The sequence below is a fragment of the Delftia acidovorans SPH-1 genome (assembly GCF_000018665.1).
Classification (GTDB): Bacteria; Pseudomonadota; Gammaproteobacteria; order Burkholderiales; family Burkholderiaceae_C; genus Comamonas; species Comamonas acidovorans.
In genome coordinates, this window is sequence record NC_010002.1 from 1,810,894 (window position 1) to 1,827,008 (window position 16,115).

At 62.4% G+C, this 16,115-nt stretch carries 25 protein-coding genes; 15 read left to right on the forward strand and 10 right to left on the reverse strand.

Annotated elements, in window-relative coordinates; genetic code table 11:
• Positions 1-3: 3 nt before the first annotated feature.
• From DACI_RS08100 to DACI_RS30665, 9 genes are all read right to left on the reverse strand, one after another.
• The gene (locus DACI_RS08100; protein WP_043780909.1) at positions 4-411 is read right to left on the reverse strand and encodes a hypothetical protein; all 408 of its coding nucleotides are present in this window, start codon (positions 409-411) and stop codon (positions 4-6) included.
• Positions 398-1,216 carry a hypothetical protein gene (locus tag DACI_RS08105; RefSeq protein WP_012203543.1) on the reverse strand — a complete coding sequence of 273 codons (819 nt, stop codon included), beginning with the start codon at positions 1,214-1,216 and terminating at the stop codon, positions 398-400. Before DACI_RS08105 ends, DACI_RS08100 begins: the two co-directional genes overlap by 14 nt.
• Complete coding sequence (locus tag DACI_RS08110) at positions 1,213-2,028, reverse strand: hypothetical protein (protein WP_012203544.1); 816 nt, start codon at positions 2,026-2,028, stop codon at positions 1,213-1,215. Before DACI_RS08110 ends, DACI_RS08105 begins: the two co-directional genes overlap by 4 nt.
• Positions 2,029-2,109: 81 nt before the next feature.
• A complete protein-coding gene (locus DACI_RS08115; RefSeq protein ID WP_043780913.1) occupies positions 2,110-2,904 on the reverse strand; it encodes a hypothetical protein in 795 nt (264 codons plus the stop codon).
• Positions 2,905-2,921: 17 nt separating this feature from the next.
• Complete coding sequence (locus tag DACI_RS32700; protein WP_264080304.1) at positions 2,922-3,056, reverse strand: hypothetical protein; 135 nt, start codon at positions 3,054-3,056, stop codon at positions 2,922-2,924.
• On the reverse strand, positions 3,053-3,499 hold the full coding sequence (locus DACI_RS08120) for a hypothetical protein (RefSeq protein ID WP_043780918.1): 447 nt from the start codon (positions 3,497-3,499) through the stop codon (positions 3,053-3,055). Before DACI_RS08120 ends, DACI_RS32700 begins: the two co-directional genes overlap by 4 nt.
• Positions 3,496-3,774 (reverse strand): hypothetical protein, encoded by a 279-nt coding sequence (locus DACI_RS08125; protein ID WP_043780920.1) that lies wholly within the window; start codon positions 3,772-3,774, stop codon positions 3,496-3,498. Before DACI_RS08125 ends, DACI_RS08120 begins: the two co-directional genes overlap by 4 nt.
• Before the next feature lie 262 nt (positions 3,775-4,036).
• Complete coding sequence (locus DACI_RS08130) at positions 4,037-4,576, reverse strand: hypothetical protein (protein WP_043780924.1); 540 nt, start codon at positions 4,574-4,576, stop codon at positions 4,037-4,039.
• A 9-nt stretch (positions 4,577-4,585) separates the two neighbouring features.
• Complete coding sequence (locus DACI_RS30665) at positions 4,586-5,299, reverse strand: LexA family transcriptional regulator (protein WP_012203548.1); 714 nt, start codon at positions 5,297-5,299, stop codon at positions 4,586-4,588.
• 82 nt (positions 5,300-5,381) lie between these two features.
• Here DACI_RS30665 and DACI_RS08140 point away from each other — a divergent pair, with 82 nt between their 5' ends.
• From DACI_RS08140 to DACI_RS08170, 9 genes are all read left to right on the forward strand, one after another.
• The gene (locus DACI_RS08140) at positions 5,382-5,636 is read left to right on the forward strand and encodes a helix-turn-helix domain-containing protein (RefSeq protein WP_012203549.1); all 255 of its coding nucleotides are present in this window, start codon (positions 5,382-5,384) and stop codon (positions 5,634-5,636) included.
• A 2-nt stretch (positions 5,637-5,638) separates the two neighbouring features.
• The gene (locus DACI_RS08145) at positions 5,639-5,965 is read left to right on the forward strand and encodes a hypothetical protein (protein WP_043780927.1); all 327 of its coding nucleotides are present in this window, start codon (positions 5,639-5,641) and stop codon (positions 5,963-5,965) included.
• A complete protein-coding gene (locus DACI_RS08150) occupies positions 5,962-6,447 on the forward strand; it encodes a phage regulatory CII family protein (protein ID WP_012203550.1) in 486 nt (161 codons plus the stop codon). Before DACI_RS08145 ends, DACI_RS08150 begins: the two co-directional genes overlap by 4 nt.
• Entirely contained in the window at positions 6,444-6,620 is a 177-nt protein-coding gene (locus DACI_RS31875; RefSeq protein ID WP_157059632.1) for a hypothetical protein, read from the forward strand. Before DACI_RS08150 ends, DACI_RS31875 begins: the two co-directional genes overlap by 4 nt.
• Positions 6,617-7,531, forward strand: coding sequence for a hypothetical protein (locus tag DACI_RS08155; RefSeq protein WP_012203551.1), 915 nt, complete (start codon positions 6,617-6,619; stop codon positions 7,529-7,531). The genes DACI_RS31875 and DACI_RS08155 overlap by 4 nt, the downstream gene beginning before the upstream one ends.
• Positions 7,528-9,090: a DEAD/DEAH box helicase gene (locus tag DACI_RS08160; protein WP_080518174.1), complete on the forward strand. Its 1,563-nt coding sequence runs from the start codon at positions 7,528-7,530 to the stop codon at positions 9,088-9,090. Before DACI_RS08155 ends, DACI_RS08160 begins: the two co-directional genes overlap by 4 nt.
• Positions 9,087-10,016, forward strand: a complete 930-nt coding sequence (locus DACI_RS30670) for a PriCT-2 domain-containing protein (protein WP_012203553.1) — start codon at positions 9,087-9,089, stop codon at positions 10,014-10,016. Before DACI_RS08160 ends, DACI_RS30670 begins: the two co-directional genes overlap by 4 nt.
• A 325-nt stretch (positions 10,017-10,341) precedes the next feature.
• The gene (locus DACI_RS31880; protein ID WP_157059633.1) at positions 10,342-10,575 is read left to right on the forward strand and encodes a hypothetical protein; all 234 of its coding nucleotides are present in this window, start codon (positions 10,342-10,344) and stop codon (positions 10,573-10,575) included.
• On the forward strand, positions 10,538-11,215 hold the full coding sequence (locus tag DACI_RS08170) for a hypothetical protein (RefSeq protein ID WP_012203554.1): 678 nt from the start codon (positions 10,538-10,540) through the stop codon (positions 11,213-11,215). Before DACI_RS31880 ends, DACI_RS08170 begins: the two co-directional genes overlap by 38 nt.
• Before the next feature lie 149 nt (positions 11,216-11,364).
• Here DACI_RS08170 and DACI_RS08175 read toward each other — a convergent pair whose 3' ends face one another.
• Positions 11,365-11,919 carry a hypothetical protein gene (locus DACI_RS08175; RefSeq protein WP_157059634.1) on the reverse strand — a complete coding sequence of 185 codons (555 nt, stop codon included), beginning with the start codon at positions 11,917-11,919 and terminating at the stop codon, positions 11,365-11,367.
• Positions 11,920-12,126: 207 nt separating this feature from the next.
• On the opposite strand from DACI_RS08175, the gene DACI_RS30675 reads away from it, so the two are divergent.
• The 6 genes from DACI_RS30675 (at position 12,127) to DACI_RS08205 (ending at position 16,093) form a co-directional block, all read left to right on the forward strand.
• Entirely contained in the window at positions 12,127-12,888 is a 762-nt protein-coding gene (locus DACI_RS30675) for an HNH endonuclease (protein ID WP_012203556.1), read from the forward strand.
• Between the two features lie 11 nt (positions 12,889-12,899).
• Positions 12,900-13,220, forward strand: a complete 321-nt coding sequence (locus DACI_RS08185; protein WP_012203557.1) for an ogr/Delta-like zinc finger family protein — start codon at positions 12,900-12,902, stop codon at positions 13,218-13,220.
• A gap of 10 nt (positions 13,221-13,230) precedes the next feature.
• Positions 13,231-13,458 carry a DUF2158 domain-containing protein gene (locus tag DACI_RS08190; protein ID WP_043780933.1) on the forward strand — a complete coding sequence of 76 codons (228 nt, stop codon included), beginning with the start codon at positions 13,231-13,233 and terminating at the stop codon, positions 13,456-13,458.
• 3 nt (positions 13,459-13,461) lie between these two features.
• Positions 13,462-13,722 carry a hypothetical protein gene (locus tag DACI_RS08195; RefSeq protein WP_012203558.1) on the forward strand — a complete coding sequence of 87 codons (261 nt, stop codon included), beginning with the start codon at positions 13,462-13,464 and terminating at the stop codon, positions 13,720-13,722.
• Between the two features lie 225 nt (positions 13,723-13,947).
• Positions 13,948-14,385 carry a hypothetical protein gene (locus tag DACI_RS08200; RefSeq protein ID WP_012203559.1) on the forward strand — a complete coding sequence of 146 codons (438 nt, stop codon included), beginning with the start codon at positions 13,948-13,950 and terminating at the stop codon, positions 14,383-14,385.
• Positions 14,333-16,093 (forward strand): terminase large subunit, encoded by a 1,761-nt coding sequence (locus DACI_RS08205; RefSeq protein ID WP_012203560.1) that lies wholly within the window; start codon positions 14,333-14,335, stop codon positions 16,091-16,093. The genes DACI_RS08200 and DACI_RS08205 overlap by 53 nt, the downstream gene beginning before the upstream one ends.
• Positions 16,094-16,115 lie beyond the last annotated feature (22 nt).

A 16,115-nucleotide genomic window follows, 5' to 3' on the forward strand; every position in this document is an offset into this window, starting at 1 on the left:
TTCCTATCGAGCGCGCAGCGGTGCTGGGCGCGTGGGGGTGTTGGGGATGTGGCCGACGACCACAGGGAAGGGCCAGCAGACTGAGGCGCGCACGCGCTGGGCATCGATGGCCTCCAGGCGCTCGGGGCTGAGGACCAGCCGGATCTCGATCAGCAGGCCCTCGGCGCAGCGCTTGGCCACGATGTACTTGCGGCCAGCGCTGGCGCTGCGTGAGCAGCCTCGGTGCACCTTGCTGCCGTCGGCGTCGTAGGTGCACATGCCTCGGCCGTTGCCAGCCTGGCCCGGCAGCTGCTGGCGCATGACCAGGCCGGCAGCGATCAGGGCCTGGGCCTGGCCCACGTAGACGGCCATGCGGTACTCCACATGGCGCAGCACGCCGGGGAAGACTTCGGTTTGCTCAGGCGTCACCATCTCGCGAGGCCTCCAGCAGCTCCCCGCCGGCGATGTGCATCGCGCGCTCAAGGAGATAGGCGGCGGAATGCAGCATGATGTCGTCGTCATTGACTTTGTAGACAACCTCAAGTGCGGCGCCAATTCGCACGCCCATAGCAGGCAGTGGACCAGTGATCAGGTCGCCTCTTGTGCCTGGCCCCATCTCATCGCCTTCCGCTTCGGATTTTTGGTAGTACATGGCTACCAAATCGCTGATGCCGAGCACCAAGTCGCTATCTGAATGCTTGGCATAGAACTCCAGGACGGCCTTTGCACATCCCGTCCAGCACATCGCATCGAAGTGCGTGTCTTCGATTTCCTTTTCTGTCGGTTCGAAGGGGTGCTTCCCCCGCTTCTGGGGCCGCTTTACGTCAGTGAATACGATCTGCTCAGGCGCATCCCCCGTCACCTGGCTAAGTGCGGCGGCAGCTGTCGCTATGAACGCCGTGCGCGCTGCTGATTCCGTGTCGCCCGGGACGAGACGCGCGGCATTGATGCACGCCGCAACGTCATAGGCTGCAGACTCGTGCTCCACCTTGTTCGCCGTCGATGCCTGCAGCGCTATACCAGATCCAATCCGGAGCAGGCGGTCTGATTCGCCGCTGAATCCATGGGGCTCATCGGTCCTGCTCGCTTCATACAGGGCTTGGGAGGCCATCCGGAACAGCGCGCAGCTTTCCTCGAAAGTGGGCGCGGACGCATGGACTGCAGGCGTTGCTGTGGACGATGATGCGACCGCGCCGGCCTGGCGGCGGGCCTTAGGCTTTTCGGCAACGGCGTTCATGCTTGGGCTCCCAGGTCGTGGAAGTTGGGGCCGCCGTGCCAGCGGCCAATGTCTCCGATCACAGAGTCGCCCACAGCATGATCTGCCACGCTGCCGACGCTTGTGGTGATGGACTGAGCTGCACTGATCAGATTGAGCCGCTCCCACTCGCCATCGCTCGTCAAGGCCATTGCAAGGATGCTGCCCAGCGTGGCCATATTGCCCGCGACGACTTCCAGGACCGCCGCCAGCTGCGCGCGCGAGTACGTGACCCCCACCTCCTGCGCCGCTTCTGGTGCCCTGCGGATAGGCGGGATTGGGCGGGTCTGGCACGGCCTGGCGCCCGCGTAGGTCGTCATGGCCCGCAACTCGCCGAGGTCTTGTTTGCTGTTTGCGTAGGCCACGCAAAGCCGCCCAGAAAAGTCCTCTGCGTGGTCGATCAACATCGAGACGTAGACGGCTTCGCCAGCCGAGGCGCAGGCGTCGGGGTTGAACTGCTCCCGGGCGAGCTCCAGATTGTTGTTGATGTGGCTGAGCATGTCCGCCATGCTGCTGGCGTCCAGGCCCTTTACGTCGTCCACTTCATAGACGTCTGGCTCCTCCAGGTGCCCCAGGAGCACGCCGGCACGATCCATGTGTGGGCACCGATAGCGCTCTTCAGCGCCGCAGTGCGTGGTGTTCAGCACCGCGTAGAACAGCGATGCAGCTGCTTTTCGAGCTAGGGCATCTGCCTCGGTGGCGGCAACGTCCGAGCGGCTTTCTGTCGCCGGCTTCTGAGTCGCTCGCGATGTCGCTGTTTTTCGAGCGGGTGCTAACGTGGCATCATTCGACATGATTCGTTTCCTTGTACGGGTTTCGGATCTAGAAGCCCTGAAGCGCTCTCACCTGCTTCGGGGCTTCGCCTTTTGGTGGCGTCAATCTGCGGGCCACCCGCCGCTTATCAGGTTGCGGATGATGTCTGGACCTTCCCTCCGGTCGGTAGCTTCGCGCTCCTCCAGGTGATCGAATACCGCCAGGGCCTCGGCCTTGGAGCGCGGCTTGATTTGGGCGAGTTGGCGAAAGCAGAAATCGACGTGCTCCTGGAACTCCGGCCAGTGGTCGCCAGCCATGTCCACGCTGGCACTGCGCAGCCGATAGAGGGTGCGCTCATACGCCTGGGCGTGTAGGCAATCCGCAAGCGTTGCCGGGACAAGGGCTGGGTGCTTCAGGAAACGTGCATCGGCTTTGGCTGTGTCGTATTCCCAGGTGGAGCCCTTCTTTTTGCTCAGGCCCTTCAGCGCAGCCTTGCATGCGGCTTCAGACGGCGTGTCGGCGAAAAGGCCTTCCACGGTGCCGAATCGGGACATTGCCTCATCCTTCCGCGCCTGCCGCTCCAGAGTGCGCTTCGCGAGCGACTCCATGTCGGCGAAACCGAAGGTCATGAGCACAGCCGCGAAGTGGCCATTGGAGACGCGGGCGACGTACTGGCGGTATCGATCCTCAAGGTCCTTGGCGGGGGTCTTGATCTGCTTGAAGGCCAGCAGCGCCTTGTCGATCAACACCGGGTGAGCGGTCTTGATGCAGTCGCGCAGCCAGAGCACAGCATCCAACTCGCGGTCGCCGGTCTCGTTCTTTGGGGCGGGTGTCTCCGGTATCGAGAGCGCTGTGCTGGCGCTGGTTTGTACGGGCGGCAGTGTGAAGAGGGCGCGGAACGCCTGGTTGTCTTGCATGTTGATCTCGATGGGGATTACAGGTGCTGGCGCTGCGATGCGCGGTGATTGCGCCAGAGCAGGCCCAAGGCCCAGGCCATGGACTGCGGCAGGGTGCCGCCAGCGCGGCGGCGCATGGCGACGAGACGAAACAGGCATGCGGCCTGGCTCATGAGGTGCTCCTTTTGATGGTGATGGGGAGGGCCTGGAACGCGGCGCCCGCGTCGATCTCGGCCTGGATGGTTTGCTCGCGCACCTCGGGTGGCACGCCAGCTGCGATGAGTTGCTCACGACGGGCTGCGGCATATGCTTGACGCACAAGCTCGCGGTCCTCGATCTGACCATTGCCGCCGAAGCCGCAGTGCGAGCACATGCAGGGCACGCCTTTGGCGCGCAGTTCACGGCCCTGACGCCAAGCAGACCGTACCTCGCTGGGTTTCAGGAAGTTTTCACGGCAGATGTAGCGGATCCAGCCCTCTGTAAATCCGCTGCGCCCATGGCGCGCATCCAAGCGGACCTTCAGAAGCGCTTCAGTCCTGCGGAGCTGGAGAGCCTCATCCTTGGCGGCGCGGGCGGCAACCGCCTCCATGCTGTCGTGCGAGCGGTCGAGCGTCATGCCGCGACAGCCTTAGCCACTTCGAGCGCAGCCTGTTGACCGAAGAAAAGGAGGCCGCCGCTGTCGCGCAAGCCACTGATGCTGTCCTGTGCCTGGTGCAGGAGCGCCCAGTGCCCATCCCAGATGGCGTCTGCTTCAGGGCCTTCGGCATGGCGGCAGAAAAGCGCATGGAGCAAGTCAGCCGAGGTGAGGCTGCTGATCGCGCTGCACAGGTAGAAGGCCGCATCACGCTGCAGCAGCATGCGCTGGACCGGTGGGTGCGTGGTACTGGTCATCGTTCACTCCAACAGGTTGGTGGAAGCGGATGCCCAAACTGACACCCCCTTTGCAACACCTCGCTGGCGGGAGTTCATCCCTGGACCTGCCCTCTGCATCCTTGTGGGCTTACCGGCTTCGTATCGCTTGCCGAGGTCTTGGTACGTGGTGCTGCTCTGGGAAAAATTATCATCGCCACTCATACAAAAGTCAATGAGTGCCGCTGATAATAAAACTACGTAGAAACGTACGTAGTTCGTTCTCGACTGCGATGAAGTTGGGCTAGAGCATCACTCGGACGCTCGTGTAATCGGTGCCCTGCTTGTCGGCACAGCGCTTATTCCATACTGATGCGTCGCTGCCGGTGGCTTTGTCGGTCAGGCTCAGCACGTAGAACTCACGCGCCCTGTCATTGAACGAGTTGCGTGCCTCGTACTCGTAGCAAACGGTTTTCCCATCGACCAGGATGGCGCTCTTCAGCTCAAATGTCTCCGGCTTCTTCATTGACTGCTTTAGCAGTTTCGCGCCTGATAGAACGATATTCATTTCTCGATCGCGCTGAGCCTTTACGCTGGCTTCCGCAGCCTTTTGCTCAGGCGACTTGGCTGCCTCTGCTGCCTCCCGTTCTGCCTGCGCTGCAGATACTCGGGATTCGCGGTCAGCCCCATTCATGACACAGGACCCAACAACCGCCGCGAACATACCGCCGAAAACCCAAGTGGTGATTGAGGTCCTGCTGCCGATGCGTGCGCCGCAGTGCGGGCAAGTCGCCGCCTTGGTGGACACCTTCCCATTGCATTCTTTGCACGCCTTCAGAGCCATTGATCTTCCTCAGAGTAGAGAGCCCACCCAAACAGCACGGCCAATGATCTCAAAGTCCTCAGCCTTCGTGTAGATGCGAGACTTAGGCCGGAAACTGCTGTTCTCTGCAGTGGCGAGTATGCCCACACCATCGATCCGCTCAAGTCGCTTGATCATGAGTTCCCCATCCACTCGGAAAGCAAAGAAGTCGCCTGCGAGCCGCTCCCTGTCCCCTCTATTCACAAGAACGGCGGATCCGTCCATGATCTTTGGTTCGTTGCTTACCCCCTCGGCCTCTACAACTACAGCATCACCGTTACGTATGCCAACCGAGTTCAGGAAATCGCGTCTAAAAACCAGGGGTGGGTGATCATCTTCTGTGTAGATGACTTTGCCGTGGCCATTCGAAAATCGCACATCAACACGGCGGACCGGGACAAACTCGCTTGGGTTCGACGGGTCCGAAGCTGCGACCACCTCCGCGATGTGGCTGGCCTCCCTTGCAAGTCTTGGACTGAACTCTCCGATATCGCAGCCCAGCCCGGTTGCGAAGCCGGTTGCGGCCTTCATGCTGAGAGCCGACTTGCCTCGCAAAAAATTGCTCACAGCCGTCTGCCCGCCGATACCAAACTCTCGACCGAATTCGGCCTGGTTCGGCTTGTGGCGGTCCCAGATTTCCCTTAGTGCTTGCGCCTCCTGTCGGTGCAAGTCGGTGACTATCGCCTTACGGCTCCCTTTTTCCATGGGTAGAAGTATCCATCTACGCTGCCGAGCTCGATCAGCGGCACTCATTGACTTTTGAAATAAGTGCCGCTCATAATTGGGCATGCACAACCTCAAGCGCATCCGCGAGCGTCTTGGTGTGACCCAAAAGGTGCTTGCTGCCGGCCTGGGTTGCTGCCAAGCGAACGTTTCCAACATCGAGTCGGGTCAGACAACGCTCCTTCCCGAGACAGCCCGGAAACTCATCGAATTCTCCGAGTCGAGAGGGCTGCCCATCGACTTCGCCCATGTCTATGGGCCATCAGACGTGCCGCTGCCCGATCTGGTGCAGCCAGCCGTATCTCTCAAGGAAGTCTGACTATGGCACTGCGTCAGGACTCCCTCCGCTCGCCGCGCGCTGTCGCCAGCTCGCGCTCCCCGCACATCACGACCCGGCTCGACCGGCAGCGGATGTGCAGCTCCCCCGCTCTCCATGACAGCTCCAGTTGGCTCGTCGTCAACGTCTGCTCCCGCGCGCTGGTCTCGGGGTTCACGTTGGTGCTGACGCTGGTCCTGGTGCTGGCGTGGAAAGGCTGGGTGTTGAGGTTCATGGCGGCTCCCTTTGGTGTGGTGTTTGTTTGCATGGCCGCGATGTTCGGCGTTCCCCTCTTTCCCGTCTATGTCCAAAATTTGAGGAGCAGGACATGAGTGCAGTTGATTGCGTGAGCCGTGCCGCTCACCACTATCCCGGAGCACGCGCAGCCCTGATTGCCCGCCTGTTCCCCGGCAAGTCCGATGACTCGGTGCGCAAAGAGCTTTCGGGTATCGCTTCTCACAAGCTGGGGCTGGCCGACGGCATAGCCATCGCAGCGATGTGCTGCGAACTGAAGACCCCACATTGCTACGACCTGGCCAGCTATGTCGCCCAGGAATGCGGCGGACGCTTCGAGCTGATCGATGGTGCCAGCCCCGCATTGGCCAGCCCCGTGGACAAGGTGTCCAAGCTGGTGCTGGAGACCTCGCACATCACCAGTGCGGTGATAGAGGCCATGCAAGACGGCGTGATCTCGGACAACGAGCTGGCCCAGATCGAGCGCGAGATCGCCCAGGCCGAAGAGGTGTTGCGCAAGCTGCGCCAGGCCGCGCGCGCCGTGAATGCTGCAGGCAAGCCGAAGCGGGAGGCTGCATGACCAGCCACGACAGCAAGCCGGGGACCGCCCCGAAGTCCGTGGAACAGCTGCAGTCCGATTTCATTGAGGCTGTACAGATCCTCAAAGGCATCCATGACGAACTCACGAGCGCGCAGTGGCTGCGCGACTACGAGCGCGCCGAGGTGGACTGCGCAAAGAAGGGGGCAGCTTGACCGTCCTCCAGCAGCACCCTCTTTCTGCCGCCTTCCCGCCGCTGAGCGATGAGGAGTTTCAGACCCTCAAAGACAGCATTGAAAACCTGGGCGTGCAGAACGCAATCACCATCTACGAAGGGCAAGTCCTTGATGGGTGGAATCGCTACTGCGCGGCCCAGGAGCTGGGCTTCGAGTGCCCGACCCGCGAGATTGAAGAGCACATTGATCCGCGCGAGTTTGTCCTCTCCCAGAACAAGGCCCGGCGCCATGTCACGCAGGCGCAACTGGCGCTGGCCACCACAGCCGTCTACGAGTGGCGGCCTGTCGGCAGCAACCAGCACGGAGGGTCCGCACTGAGTGCGGAGGCTCCGAAAAGCACCAAGGAACTGGCCGAGGCTGCCGGCGTCGGTGTGCGCACCATCGAGCAGGCCAAGGCCGTGCAGAGCAGCGCGGTCCCTGAGGTTGTTGAAGCTGTGCGCTCTGGCGCCATGGGGCTGACCAAGGCTGCAGCGATTGCAAAGCTGCCTCAGGACGAGCAGGCGCAGGCCATCGACAAGCCCGTGCGTGAGATCAGGACGCCCGTGATGCCGCCGCTTGAGGACGACCCTGCGCCAAAGGTCTCCAGCAGCCAGGAGCCCGCCGATCCACCACCACCCGAGTACAGCGATTTGGAGCGGGCGCAGGACCAGATAGCCGATCTGCAGGCGGCGCTGGCGCTGGCGAACCTGGGTAGCGCATCCGAAGAGGACCGCCAGCAAGCGGCTGAGTTGATTGCGTCCCTGCAGGCCGACGTGAAGTCCCTGCAGGCCCAGCTGCGCGCCGTCACCAGCAGCCGCGATTTCCTGCTTCAGGAGAACGCGCAGATGAAGGCGCAGATGGCTGCGCAACGCAGGGAAATCACACGCCTGAAGGCGTCTGAGTCTGCATGACCACATGGGCCACGTCGCCGGCCTGTGATGGCGACCGTTCAGGAGTTGATATGTCTCAGTTGGTGTTGCGTGACTACCAAGTCAACAGCGTTGAGGGCCTGCGCGATGGCTTCAGGGCCAAGCACACGCGCCAGGTGCTGACCCTTCCCACTGGCGGCGGCAAGAGCCGAGTCATGGAGCACATGATCCATGGGGTCCAGGCCAAGGGCACTCGGATCATGTTCGTGTGCGAGCGCCGGGTCTTGGTGGAGCAGTTCTCCAAGCACCTCGACCGTGCCGGCATCGACCACGGCGTGCTGATGGCAAAGCACTGGCGTTTTCGGCCGCAGTGCCAGGTACAGATCGCAAGCGTGCAGACGCTGGAGCGCATGAAGACCTTGCCCAAAGTGGACCTGATCTTCATCGATGAGGTTCATGCCTGCATGCGGCAGTTCGTCATCAACCTGATGCTGGCGCAGCCAGACCTACGCATCATCGGCGCGACCGCAACCCCGTTCCATCCTGCCCTGGGGCGGCATTTCACGAACGTCGTGAGCACGATCACCATGTCGCGCCTGGTCGATGAGGGGCACCTTGTGCCATTCCGTGTATTTGTGGCCCGCGAGGTCAGCACCGAAGGCCTGAAGGTCGTGGCGGGTGAATGGAAGAAGGACGATCTGGAGCAGCGAGGCCGCCAGATCGTGGGTGACGTAGTGGCGGACTACGTGCGCATCTCGCACGAGGTCTTCGGTGAGTACCGCAAAACCATCTGCTTCTCTTGCGGCGTGGAGCATGGTGCAGAACTGGCCCAGCGATTTATCGATGCTGGGGTCAATGCAGTGCAGATCAGCTCTGAGGATGCGGAGGAGTATCGCGATCAGGTGCTGGAAGAGTTCGCGCGGCCAGACACCGACCTCAAGGTGGTGATCTCCGTAGCCATCCTGAGCCGGGGCTTTGACCAGACAGACGTCGAGCATGTGATCCTTGCGCGACCTTTGAAGAAGAGCTTTTCGGAGCATGTCCAGATGGTCGGGCGCGGAGCCAGGCCTCATGCCGGAAAGCAGTTCTGCGTGATCCAGGACCACAGCGGGAACTGGCTGCGCTTTCAGGAGGACTGGGAAAAGCTGTTCAACGACGGTGTGGAAAGCCTAGGCCCGGGCACAGACACGAAGCCGCGCAAGGAGCCGACTCCCAAGGAAAAGGAGGCAGCCAAGTGCCCGAAGTGCTCCGCATTCTGGCCGCCCAAGACCGACACCTGCAGCAACTGCGGGCATGTCCGAGCCAAGCACAACGCCGTCGAAACCGTCGCCGGTGAAGTGGTCGAGGTGGGCGCATCGAAAAAGCCGAAGGCCGAGAAATTCAGCGCCGAGTACAAGCGCGACTTCTACGCCCAACTGCTCGGCAACGCCCTGCAGCGCGGACACAACCCCGGCAGCGCATACCACCGCTATGTCGAGAAATTTGGGGTAGGGCCTTCCGGACCCAAGCCTGAGCCCGCACCAGTTGGAGAAGAGGTCCGCCGCTGGCTTGTGAGTCGCAACATCCGTAATGCCGCTGACCGGAAGCGGGTGGCCGCATGACCGACCGCATTCGCAACGCATTGCAGTACCTGAACCACGACGACCGCGAGGTCTGGATCATGGCGGGCATGGCCATCAAGGCCGAAATCGGCGAGAGCGGCTTCGACCTCTGGGACGAATGGAGCCGGCGCGCGGATTCTTACAACCCGAAGGCGGCTCGCGCCTCCTGGCGTTCCTTTCGAGGGTCTGGCGTCACAGTTGGATCGCTTTTTCATGAGGCAACCGCTGCTGGTTGGACGCCGCGCGACGACGTTGCATTTCAGCCCCTGACAGAAGCGCAGTTGCAGGCCCAGCAGAAGGCGCGAGACGCGCGACTGGCGGCTGAGCAGGCTCAACGACGGCAGGATCAGGAAAAGGCGGCGCGTAAAGCTGGATGGATCCTGCACCAGTGCAAGCATGAACAGCACGCCTACCTCCATTCCAAGGGATGGCCCGAGGCTACGGGCAGCGTCTGGTGGGCCGCCGAGGACTCGAATCTCTTGTGTATCCCCATGCGCGTTGGTTCGACCCTTGTCGGGATCCAGATGATCGATCGGAGGGGCGAAAAGAAGTACCTGCGGGGGCAGCGCACCAGCGGCGCCTCCTATTGCATCGACAACAGCGGCCCGGGCGCACTGGATTGGTGGGTCGAGGGGTATGCAACCGGGCTGAGCCTGCGCGACTGCCTGCAGGCGCTGCGCATGCGCTATCGGATCCACATCTGCTTCAGCGCTGGAAATCTCAAGCGCATGGCTAACCGCGGGATGGTGGTGGCCGACAACGATGCTTCCGGCACCGGTGAGGCCGCCGCCAAGGCTACGGGCCTGCCGTACTTCCTGCCACCGCAAGGCGACTTCAACGACATGCACCGCAAGGACGGTGCTTTCCGAGCTTCCCAGGCATTGCGCCGGTGGCTGTCCCAAGCCCGCACGGAGGCCTCCATGTAGGCCCTCATGTGCAACCCATGCCAGCGGCTCAATACGCGGGGGCATGGGCCAAGAAATCGGCTACCCGGGATGTGCAAGCCGAAGCGTGGGTGGAGTACCTAGAGCGCGCGCAGGGTCTCGATGCAGAGGCTGTAAGTCTGGGTTACCTGTTGGGGCGCATCGGCCACCACGGGGCGCGAAGCGATGGGCTAACTGCCACTGCCTCTAGCGCGTACCACGAACCCATGGAGCCCCATGGGTAAGGGGTGGTATGCGCTTTGCTCCGGGTCTTCAACCTTGCCTCAAGTGAATACAGGGCTTTAACAGAAATAGGGAATAGCGATGAATGGACTACGAGAAACACAGGCGCGAGATGTTGGAGCACTGCATTCGGCTCGCGCAATTGGACAGGCACTACGCCTGGTCGGCCGCGCAACGATACGCGGCCGACTCGCATGGGGTGCTGGCAGACCTGCCGCGCCAATTGACCGCCGCCATGCTGGCGCTGGCCACAACGAAAACACCAACCACAAGAGGACCGCATGAACATCGACGCACCAACCAAGCCCGCAGCCGCTGAGCGGCCCACCGTCGCAGAGCGCTTGACCAGCGCCAGCACCAGCAGCGACCTGTCCGTCGATCTGGAGAAGCGCGGCGACGCGGACTACCTGATCGCCGCCGGCATCCAGCGCGCAGGCCTGGGCCGGTTGGTCCAGCAGCTGATCTGCGAATGGGACCGCCGCGAGAAGCCGCGCCCGCTGACCGACGAGCAGCTGCAGCGCGTAGCCGAACAGATGCCCCGCAAGAGCCGGGGCCGTCTCGACATGGTGGGCGCCCGCGTGGCCGAGGGCCGTTGGCACATGGAGCGCCGCATGGAGATCCTGCGCGGCCTGCCGCAGTACGCCCGCCTGGTGGACGCGCACGCCGGGTTCCTGCCCTGGGTGCTGGCGCAGGGCATCAAGGACGCCCGCGCCAAGCTGACCGACGTGCTGCTCTGGTGGTGCGACCGCAAGTGCCCAGGCTGTGGCGGGGTCAAGCTGGGCGAGATGGCGATCTGCGAGACCTGCAAAGGGTTCGGCACCCGCGACGTGCCGCACGAAGCCGAGGGCCTTCTGATCTCCGAGCACATCGCAGAGCATGTGGACCGCGCACGCTCTGGCACCGTCGCCGCGCTCAAGCGCATGAAGGGGCTGAAGGTGGTTGCAGCCGGGAAAGGGTGATGTATACTGCGTCCCTAGAGCGCAGGCGCAAATAAACCGCCTTCCTCACATCGGAAACGTCCCCAGGCGGTGAGCCTGGCAAGACACAGATTCGATGGAGGAGTTCGCCCAGAAAAAAGCCCGCTAGGTTCGCCAGCGGGCTTTTGCTTTTACAGGTCCTTTGCCCCCTCCTTTGGGTCCCCAGTTCGCTTGCGTTGCGAATACTCCAGGTAGCGATCCGACGAGATTTGCAAGGCGCCAAAGTCGATGCTTGTCCCGTGTTCCAACAGGGCGAATGTGCCGCCCGACACAGCCTGACTCCAGCGCTTGGATTCGATGCTGGCGCCGCCCATCGTCTGGAGCGTTGCTGTGCGCTCCTTGCCGGCGCCATGCGCTTCTTCAAGAGCGTTGCGGATCGCCGTGTAGTTCGCTGGAGAAAACGCCGCCGTGAACGATTCAAAGCGGCCATCGATCAAGTAGAACGTCGGGCGCGCTACCGGCCTCCCTCCGTAGCTGAAGAGGGGGCGGGCGCTTTCTGTGGGCGTGTACATGCCTTCTGTCTTGCAGGTTTCCTGGCCCAGCATCGTGGACATAGTGGGCGAAGGCTTGCAGACCAAATCGGGGTACTGCTTCAGAAGCTCGGCCTTTGAGCTGCCCAGAGGCAAGCCCCTGTATGCGATGGGTTCGGCCAAAGCTGCTGCGCTTGAGCAGATGAGCGCGGCCATGAGTAGCGTTTTCACGGTGTCCTCTCTCGTTGGTGGGATGGACCGCATCCTACCGCCCTCCATTTGTTGGCCATCCCCCGAGCCAGCCGGGGCCGCGCGCTCCCTGGAGGCGTGCGGGTCCTCTTAACCGTGAGCTGTGGTGCTGGACAGCGCAGGCAGCCTTCAGCAGGGCCAGACCAAGCCCTGTAGTCCTATGGAGGCTCCCTTATGGGATGGAGTGAGAGCAGCACAGCAAAGAAGCGGTTGCGCGGACGGGCACTGCAGCAGCGCCGCGAGCAGTACCGGCGATTCCAGCCGCTGTGCGTGGCGTGCCAGGCCAGGGGCTTCGTACGCGAATGGGATCAGCTGGACCACATCGTGCCGCTGCACAAGGGCGGCTCAGACGACTGGAGCAATCTGCAGGGACTGTGCATCCCCTGCCACAAGGAGAAGACAGAGCGGGAGCTGAGCATGCTGCAGCCCTCGTTCTACCCGACCTGGCTGAAGCCAGCGGCATGCCACCTGACCATGGTCATCGGGCCGCCGGGCTCTGGCAAGACCACGTATGCCCAGCAGCACATGCAGCCCGGCGACCGGCTCATCGACCTTGACCTGCTGATGTGCGAGGTGTCGGGCCTGCCGATCTACCAGGTGCCACCGAACCACCTTGCTGCCGCCGCCCGCCTGCGCAACCGCAGGCTCGGCGCGCTGTCCAGGCCAGGCCACCCGCCCGCCTGGTTCATCACAACAGCCATAGGCGATGACCGCGCATGGTGGGAGACGAAGCTGGAGCCAGCCCGTGTCGTCGTGATGGAGACGAGCGAGGCCACATGCATTTCACGCATCCACGCGGATGCAAGGCGCCCAGAGCCCGCCAAGCGCGCGGCTCTGGGGATTGTGGGCGACTGGTTTGCAGCAGCTGCAGGCCGGGCCACGAAGAGCGGGAGACGGCGGACCATCGGGCTCGACGGCTTCCCCATTGAAGACTGAGGACGACGACCATGCGAATGATGTGCCCGCATTGCCAAGAGCATGCCTACACCCGCACCAGCCTGCAGCTGACCAGCACCAGCCGCGAGACGATCTTTCAGTGCCGGAACTACGAATGCGGCCATGTGTTCTCTGCGGTGACCGAGATCAACCGCACCATCAGCCCCAGCGCCATCCCGAACCCTGCGGTGGTCCTGCCGATGAGCACGCACATCAAGCGCAAGCTGCTGCAGTCCCAGCTGGACGCAATGCCGTCCTCGCCGTACCAGCCCGGCTCCCACGCCGCGCCGACCGCCACCACGTCGCACCAGGGCACCGAGGCCCGCCACTGAGGAGCAGGAGATGGAGTCAGACGCGTTCGACGCAGGGCAGCTGGTGAAGCTGCCGCGCGCACCGATGCTGGCCAAGGTGTGGCCCGGCAACAGGGTGCAGCTGGTGTCTGGTGGTCCCGAGATGATCGTGATGCAGGTCGATGGCGATCAGGTGACGTGCTGGTGGGAGGCGGGGCAGGGCCAGATAGGTTCGCGCACGTTCGACATTGCAACGCTCACATGCTTTGGTGCGAGGTAGTCGATGAACTACTCCGTCCTCCTGCGCCAGGTCGAGCGCCAGCGCAATCTGTGCGTTAAGCGCGGACTGCCTGGCTGGCTTCAGCAGTACGCCGAGGCTCAGCTGGCATACGCGCGCTACCGCTGGCTCGTCTCAAGGGACAAGCAGGCTCCCAAGGACTGCAGGCGCCTCTCCCTCGAAAGGGCCGTGTCGGTGCTGTTCTCACTGCAGGAGCTGCTGTGGGTCTACCGAGTCAATGGCGAGCAATCTATCAAACGAGATTGATTCGCAATTGATGGTTTGTTAGTGGTTGCTATCTGTTGTTTTTTAGAAACAAAACCGGGCTTTGCACCTTTTTAGTGCATGTTGTTAAAAAACAACGGAATGTTGTAAATACGCAACAGGCAGGGGTGGGGAAAAAGTCCAGACGGATCGACGGGAACCCGAGCGGCCTGACCGCTTTTTTCGCACGGTCAAGATAGAAATTTCGTTTTTTAGGGAGGTGCTTTTATGCCAGGACCCGGAAAAAAGCCCGCCTCCCTCAAGGTGATCGCGGGCACGGACCGCAAGGACCGCGATGCGCCCGCCGACGCGCTGAATTTGCCCACGTTGGGCGAGGCGCCCGATCCGCCTGACTGGCTTCCCAACGCTCACGCGGTGAAGGAGTGGAAGCGGTTGGCCCCCATCCTTGTCGCAAACAAGTTGCTGACGGATGGCGGCATTTCTGCGCTGGGGCAATTGTGCGCGTTGCACGGGAAGGTCGTACAGCTTTATGCAGCGGGCGAAGCCCCAAATGCCTCGATGGTGTCGCAGCTGCGCAACCTCATGAACGACTTTGGCCTGACGCCAGTGGCCCAGGGCAAGGTCAAGCCCGTGGGGGAGGGGCCTGCAGAAAATGAGTTCAAGAACAACGGCCAGCGCCCCGGCCGAAAGCCAAGGGCCGCGTGACTTTGTAGCGATTGCCGAAGCGTATGCGCGCAAGGCGATAGACAAGAAGAACCGCAAGCGCTTCGGGATCTGGATCCGTCTGGCTGCCCAGCGATTCCTCAGCGATTTGAAGCGGGGCAAGAAGCGAGGCGCGCCGTTCTATTTCGATGAGTGGCACGCGAATGACGTGTGCGATTTCGCGGAAAAGCTGCCGCACGTTGAGGGCAAATGGGACACGCCGAACATCGTCCTGCATGAGTCGCACGTCTTCTTTCTGGTGCAGCTGTTCGGCTTCCGCAAGCCTGACGGCACGCGCCGGTTCACGACGGCGCTTTTTGCGATTGCGCGGAAGAATGCCAAGAGCACCCTGGCCGCGATCATCGCTCTCTACTGCCAGTGCTGCGAGGATGAGGTGGGGCCTCAGGTCATCACGGCCGCCACGACCTTCGATCAGGCATCGATTGTTTTCAAGGTGGCCAAGCGGATGGTTGAGGCGAAAGCCAACCTGCGCTCAGCCTTCAACCTGCAGGCCTTCGCGAAGGCGATTGCCAGCTACAGCAACGGGGGCACGTTCAAGGCCCTGCACGCCAAGGCGAGCACGCAGGACGGATTGAACCCTTCCTGCACAGTCCTCGATGAGCTGCACGCTCACAAGGACCATGACCTGATGAACGTGCTGAAGTCCGCAGCTGGCGGGCGCGGCAATCCGCTGTGGCTGTATCTGACGACAGAGGGCTACGACAACCCCGGGCCATGGAGCGAGGAGAGGGAGTTTGCGAAGAAGGTGCTGCGCGGCATCGTGGAGGCCGATCACTACCTGGCCATCTACTACGCGGTGGATGAGAAGGACGAGGACCTTGGCACCGAGGCCGACGACGATTTCGATGAGGAGGCGTGGCATAAGGCAAACCCGCTGCTGGCGGTTAACCCGTTCCTGTTGGCTGAGATTCGCAAGGCGGCGATTGAGGCCAAGGAAAAGCCTGGGACGCACGGCGAATTCAAGATCAAGCGCCTGAACCGGGCTAGTTCCGTCGCTGGGGGGTGGGTCAACCTGACGAAGTGGCGGGCCTGCAAGGGCCTGGTTGATCTGGAAGCCCTGCGCGCGCTGCCGTGTTGGGGCGGCCTGGACTTGTCCAGTACGACCGACTTGTGCTCGTTCCGGCTGGTGTGGCGCCTGGACGGTTGGATCCTTACCTATGGCTGGCGCTGGGTGCCGCCGGCTGCAGTGCGGGCGCGCACGCAGCGGGGCCATGTCCCTTATCGGCATTGGGTTGATGCAGGGCTGCTCATCGAGTCAGGTGAAGAAGTCATCGACTACGCGCCAATCGAGAAGCAGATCCTGCAGGTGAAGGAGGAGTTCAACTTGGTGGCTTGCGCATACGACGGGTGGAACGCGGCCCAGACGGTGCAGCGGCTCAAGGGCGGCGGGGTGCCAATGGTGCAGTTCATTCAGGGGCCGAAGAGCTATCACCCCGCCATGCAGGAGCTGGAGCGGGCTTACCTGAGCGGCCAGCTGGCGCACGGGAACGATCAGGTGCTGAACTGGAACGCCTCGAACCTGGTTGCGCGCAGGGACCAGAACCTCAATGCCGCGCCGGACAAGCGCCGGTCCATGGAAAAGATTGACGACATGTGTTCGCTGCTCATGGCGACGGGCGCAAGCATCACAAACGAAGTTCAGAACGGCCTCGGCGGTTTCCTGGGCAACACGATCAAGGTGGGTCGATGAAGAAACCAAAGCAGCGCCGCAT

Excerpts from the sequence above, each read along its gene's own strand:
- DACI_RS08110 (WP_012203544.1), bottom strand. The coding sequence starts at position 2,028 with ATGTCGAATGATGCCACGTTAGCACCCGCTCGAAAAACAGCGACATCG.
- DACI_RS08160 (WP_080518174.1), top strand. The coding sequence starts at position 7,528 with ATGACCACATGGGCCACGTCGCCGGCCTGTGATGGCGACCGTTCAGGA.
- DACI_RS08195 (WP_012203558.1), top strand. The coding sequence starts at position 13,462 with ATGAACTACTCCGTCCTCCTGCGCCAGGTCGAGCGCCAGCGCAATCTG.
- DACI_RS08125 (WP_043780920.1), bottom strand. The coding sequence starts at position 3,774 with ATGACCAGTACCACGCACCCACCGGTCCAGCGCATGCTGCTGCAGCGT.
- DACI_RS31880 (WP_157059633.1), top strand. The coding sequence starts at position 10,342 with ATGGACTACGAGAAACACAGGCGCGAGATGTTGGAGCACTGCATTCGG.
- DACI_RS08120 (WP_043780918.1), bottom strand. The coding sequence starts at position 3,499 with ATGACGCTCGACCGCTCGCACGACAGCATGGAGGCGGTTGCCGCCCGC.
- DACI_RS08130 (WP_043780924.1), bottom strand. The coding sequence starts at position 4,576 with ATGGCTCTGAAGGCGTGCAAAGAATGCAATGGGAAGGTGTCCACCAAG.
- DACI_RS08100 (WP_043780909.1), bottom strand. The coding sequence starts at position 411 with ATGGTGACGCCTGAGCAAACCGAAGTCTTCCCCGGCGTGCTGCGCCAT.
- DACI_RS31875 (WP_157059632.1), top strand. The coding sequence starts at position 6,444 with ATGACCAGCCACGACAGCAAGCCGGGGACCGCCCCGAAGTCCGTGGAA.
- DACI_RS08205 (WP_012203560.1), top strand. The coding sequence starts at position 14,333 with ATGAGTTCAAGAACAACGGCCAGCGCCCCGGCCGAAAGCCAAGGGCCG.
- DACI_RS32700 (WP_264080304.1), bottom strand. The coding sequence starts at position 3,056 with ATGAGCCAGGCCGCATGCCTGTTTCGTCTCGTCGCCATGCGCCGCCGC.
- DACI_RS30665 (WP_012203548.1), bottom strand. The coding sequence starts at position 5,299 with ATGGAAAAAGGGAGCCGTAAGGCGATAGTCACCGACTTGCACCGACAG.
- DACI_RS08105 (WP_012203543.1), bottom strand. The coding sequence starts at position 1,216 with ATGAACGCCGTTGCCGAAAAGCCTAAGGCCCGCCGCCAGGCCGGCGCG.
- DACI_RS30675 (WP_012203556.1), top strand. The coding sequence starts at position 12,127 with ATGGGATGGAGTGAGAGCAGCACAGCAAAGAAGCGGTTGCGCGGACGG.
- DACI_RS08145 (WP_043780927.1), top strand. The coding sequence starts at position 5,639 with ATGGCACTGCGTCAGGACTCCCTCCGCTCGCCGCGCGCTGTCGCCAGC.
- DACI_RS30670 (WP_012203553.1), top strand. The coding sequence starts at position 9,087 with ATGACCGACCGCATTCGCAACGCATTGCAGTACCTGAACCACGACGAC.
- DACI_RS08140 (WP_012203549.1), top strand. The coding sequence starts at position 5,382 with ATGCACAACCTCAAGCGCATCCGCGAGCGTCTTGGTGTGACCCAAAAG.
- DACI_RS08185 (WP_012203557.1), top strand. The coding sequence starts at position 12,900 with ATGCGAATGATGTGCCCGCATTGCCAAGAGCATGCCTACACCCGCACC.
- DACI_RS08170 (WP_012203554.1), top strand. The coding sequence starts at position 10,538 with ATGAACATCGACGCACCAACCAAGCCCGCAGCCGCTGAGCGGCCCACC.
- DACI_RS08175 (WP_157059634.1), bottom strand. The coding sequence starts at position 11,919 with ATGGCCGCGCTCATCTGCTCAAGCGCAGCAGCTTTGGCCGAACCCATC.
- DACI_RS08115 (WP_043780913.1), bottom strand. The coding sequence starts at position 2,904 with ATGCAAGACAACCAGGCGTTCCGCGCCCTCTTCACACTGCCGCCCGTA.
- DACI_RS08190 (WP_043780933.1), top strand. The coding sequence starts at position 13,231 with ATGGAGTCAGACGCGTTCGACGCAGGGCAGCTGGTGAAGCTGCCGCGC.
- DACI_RS08150 (WP_012203550.1), top strand. The coding sequence starts at position 5,962 with ATGAGTGCAGTTGATTGCGTGAGCCGTGCCGCTCACCACTATCCCGGA.
- DACI_RS08200 (WP_012203559.1), top strand. The coding sequence starts at position 13,948 with ATGCCAGGACCCGGAAAAAAGCCCGCCTCCCTCAAGGTGATCGCGGGC.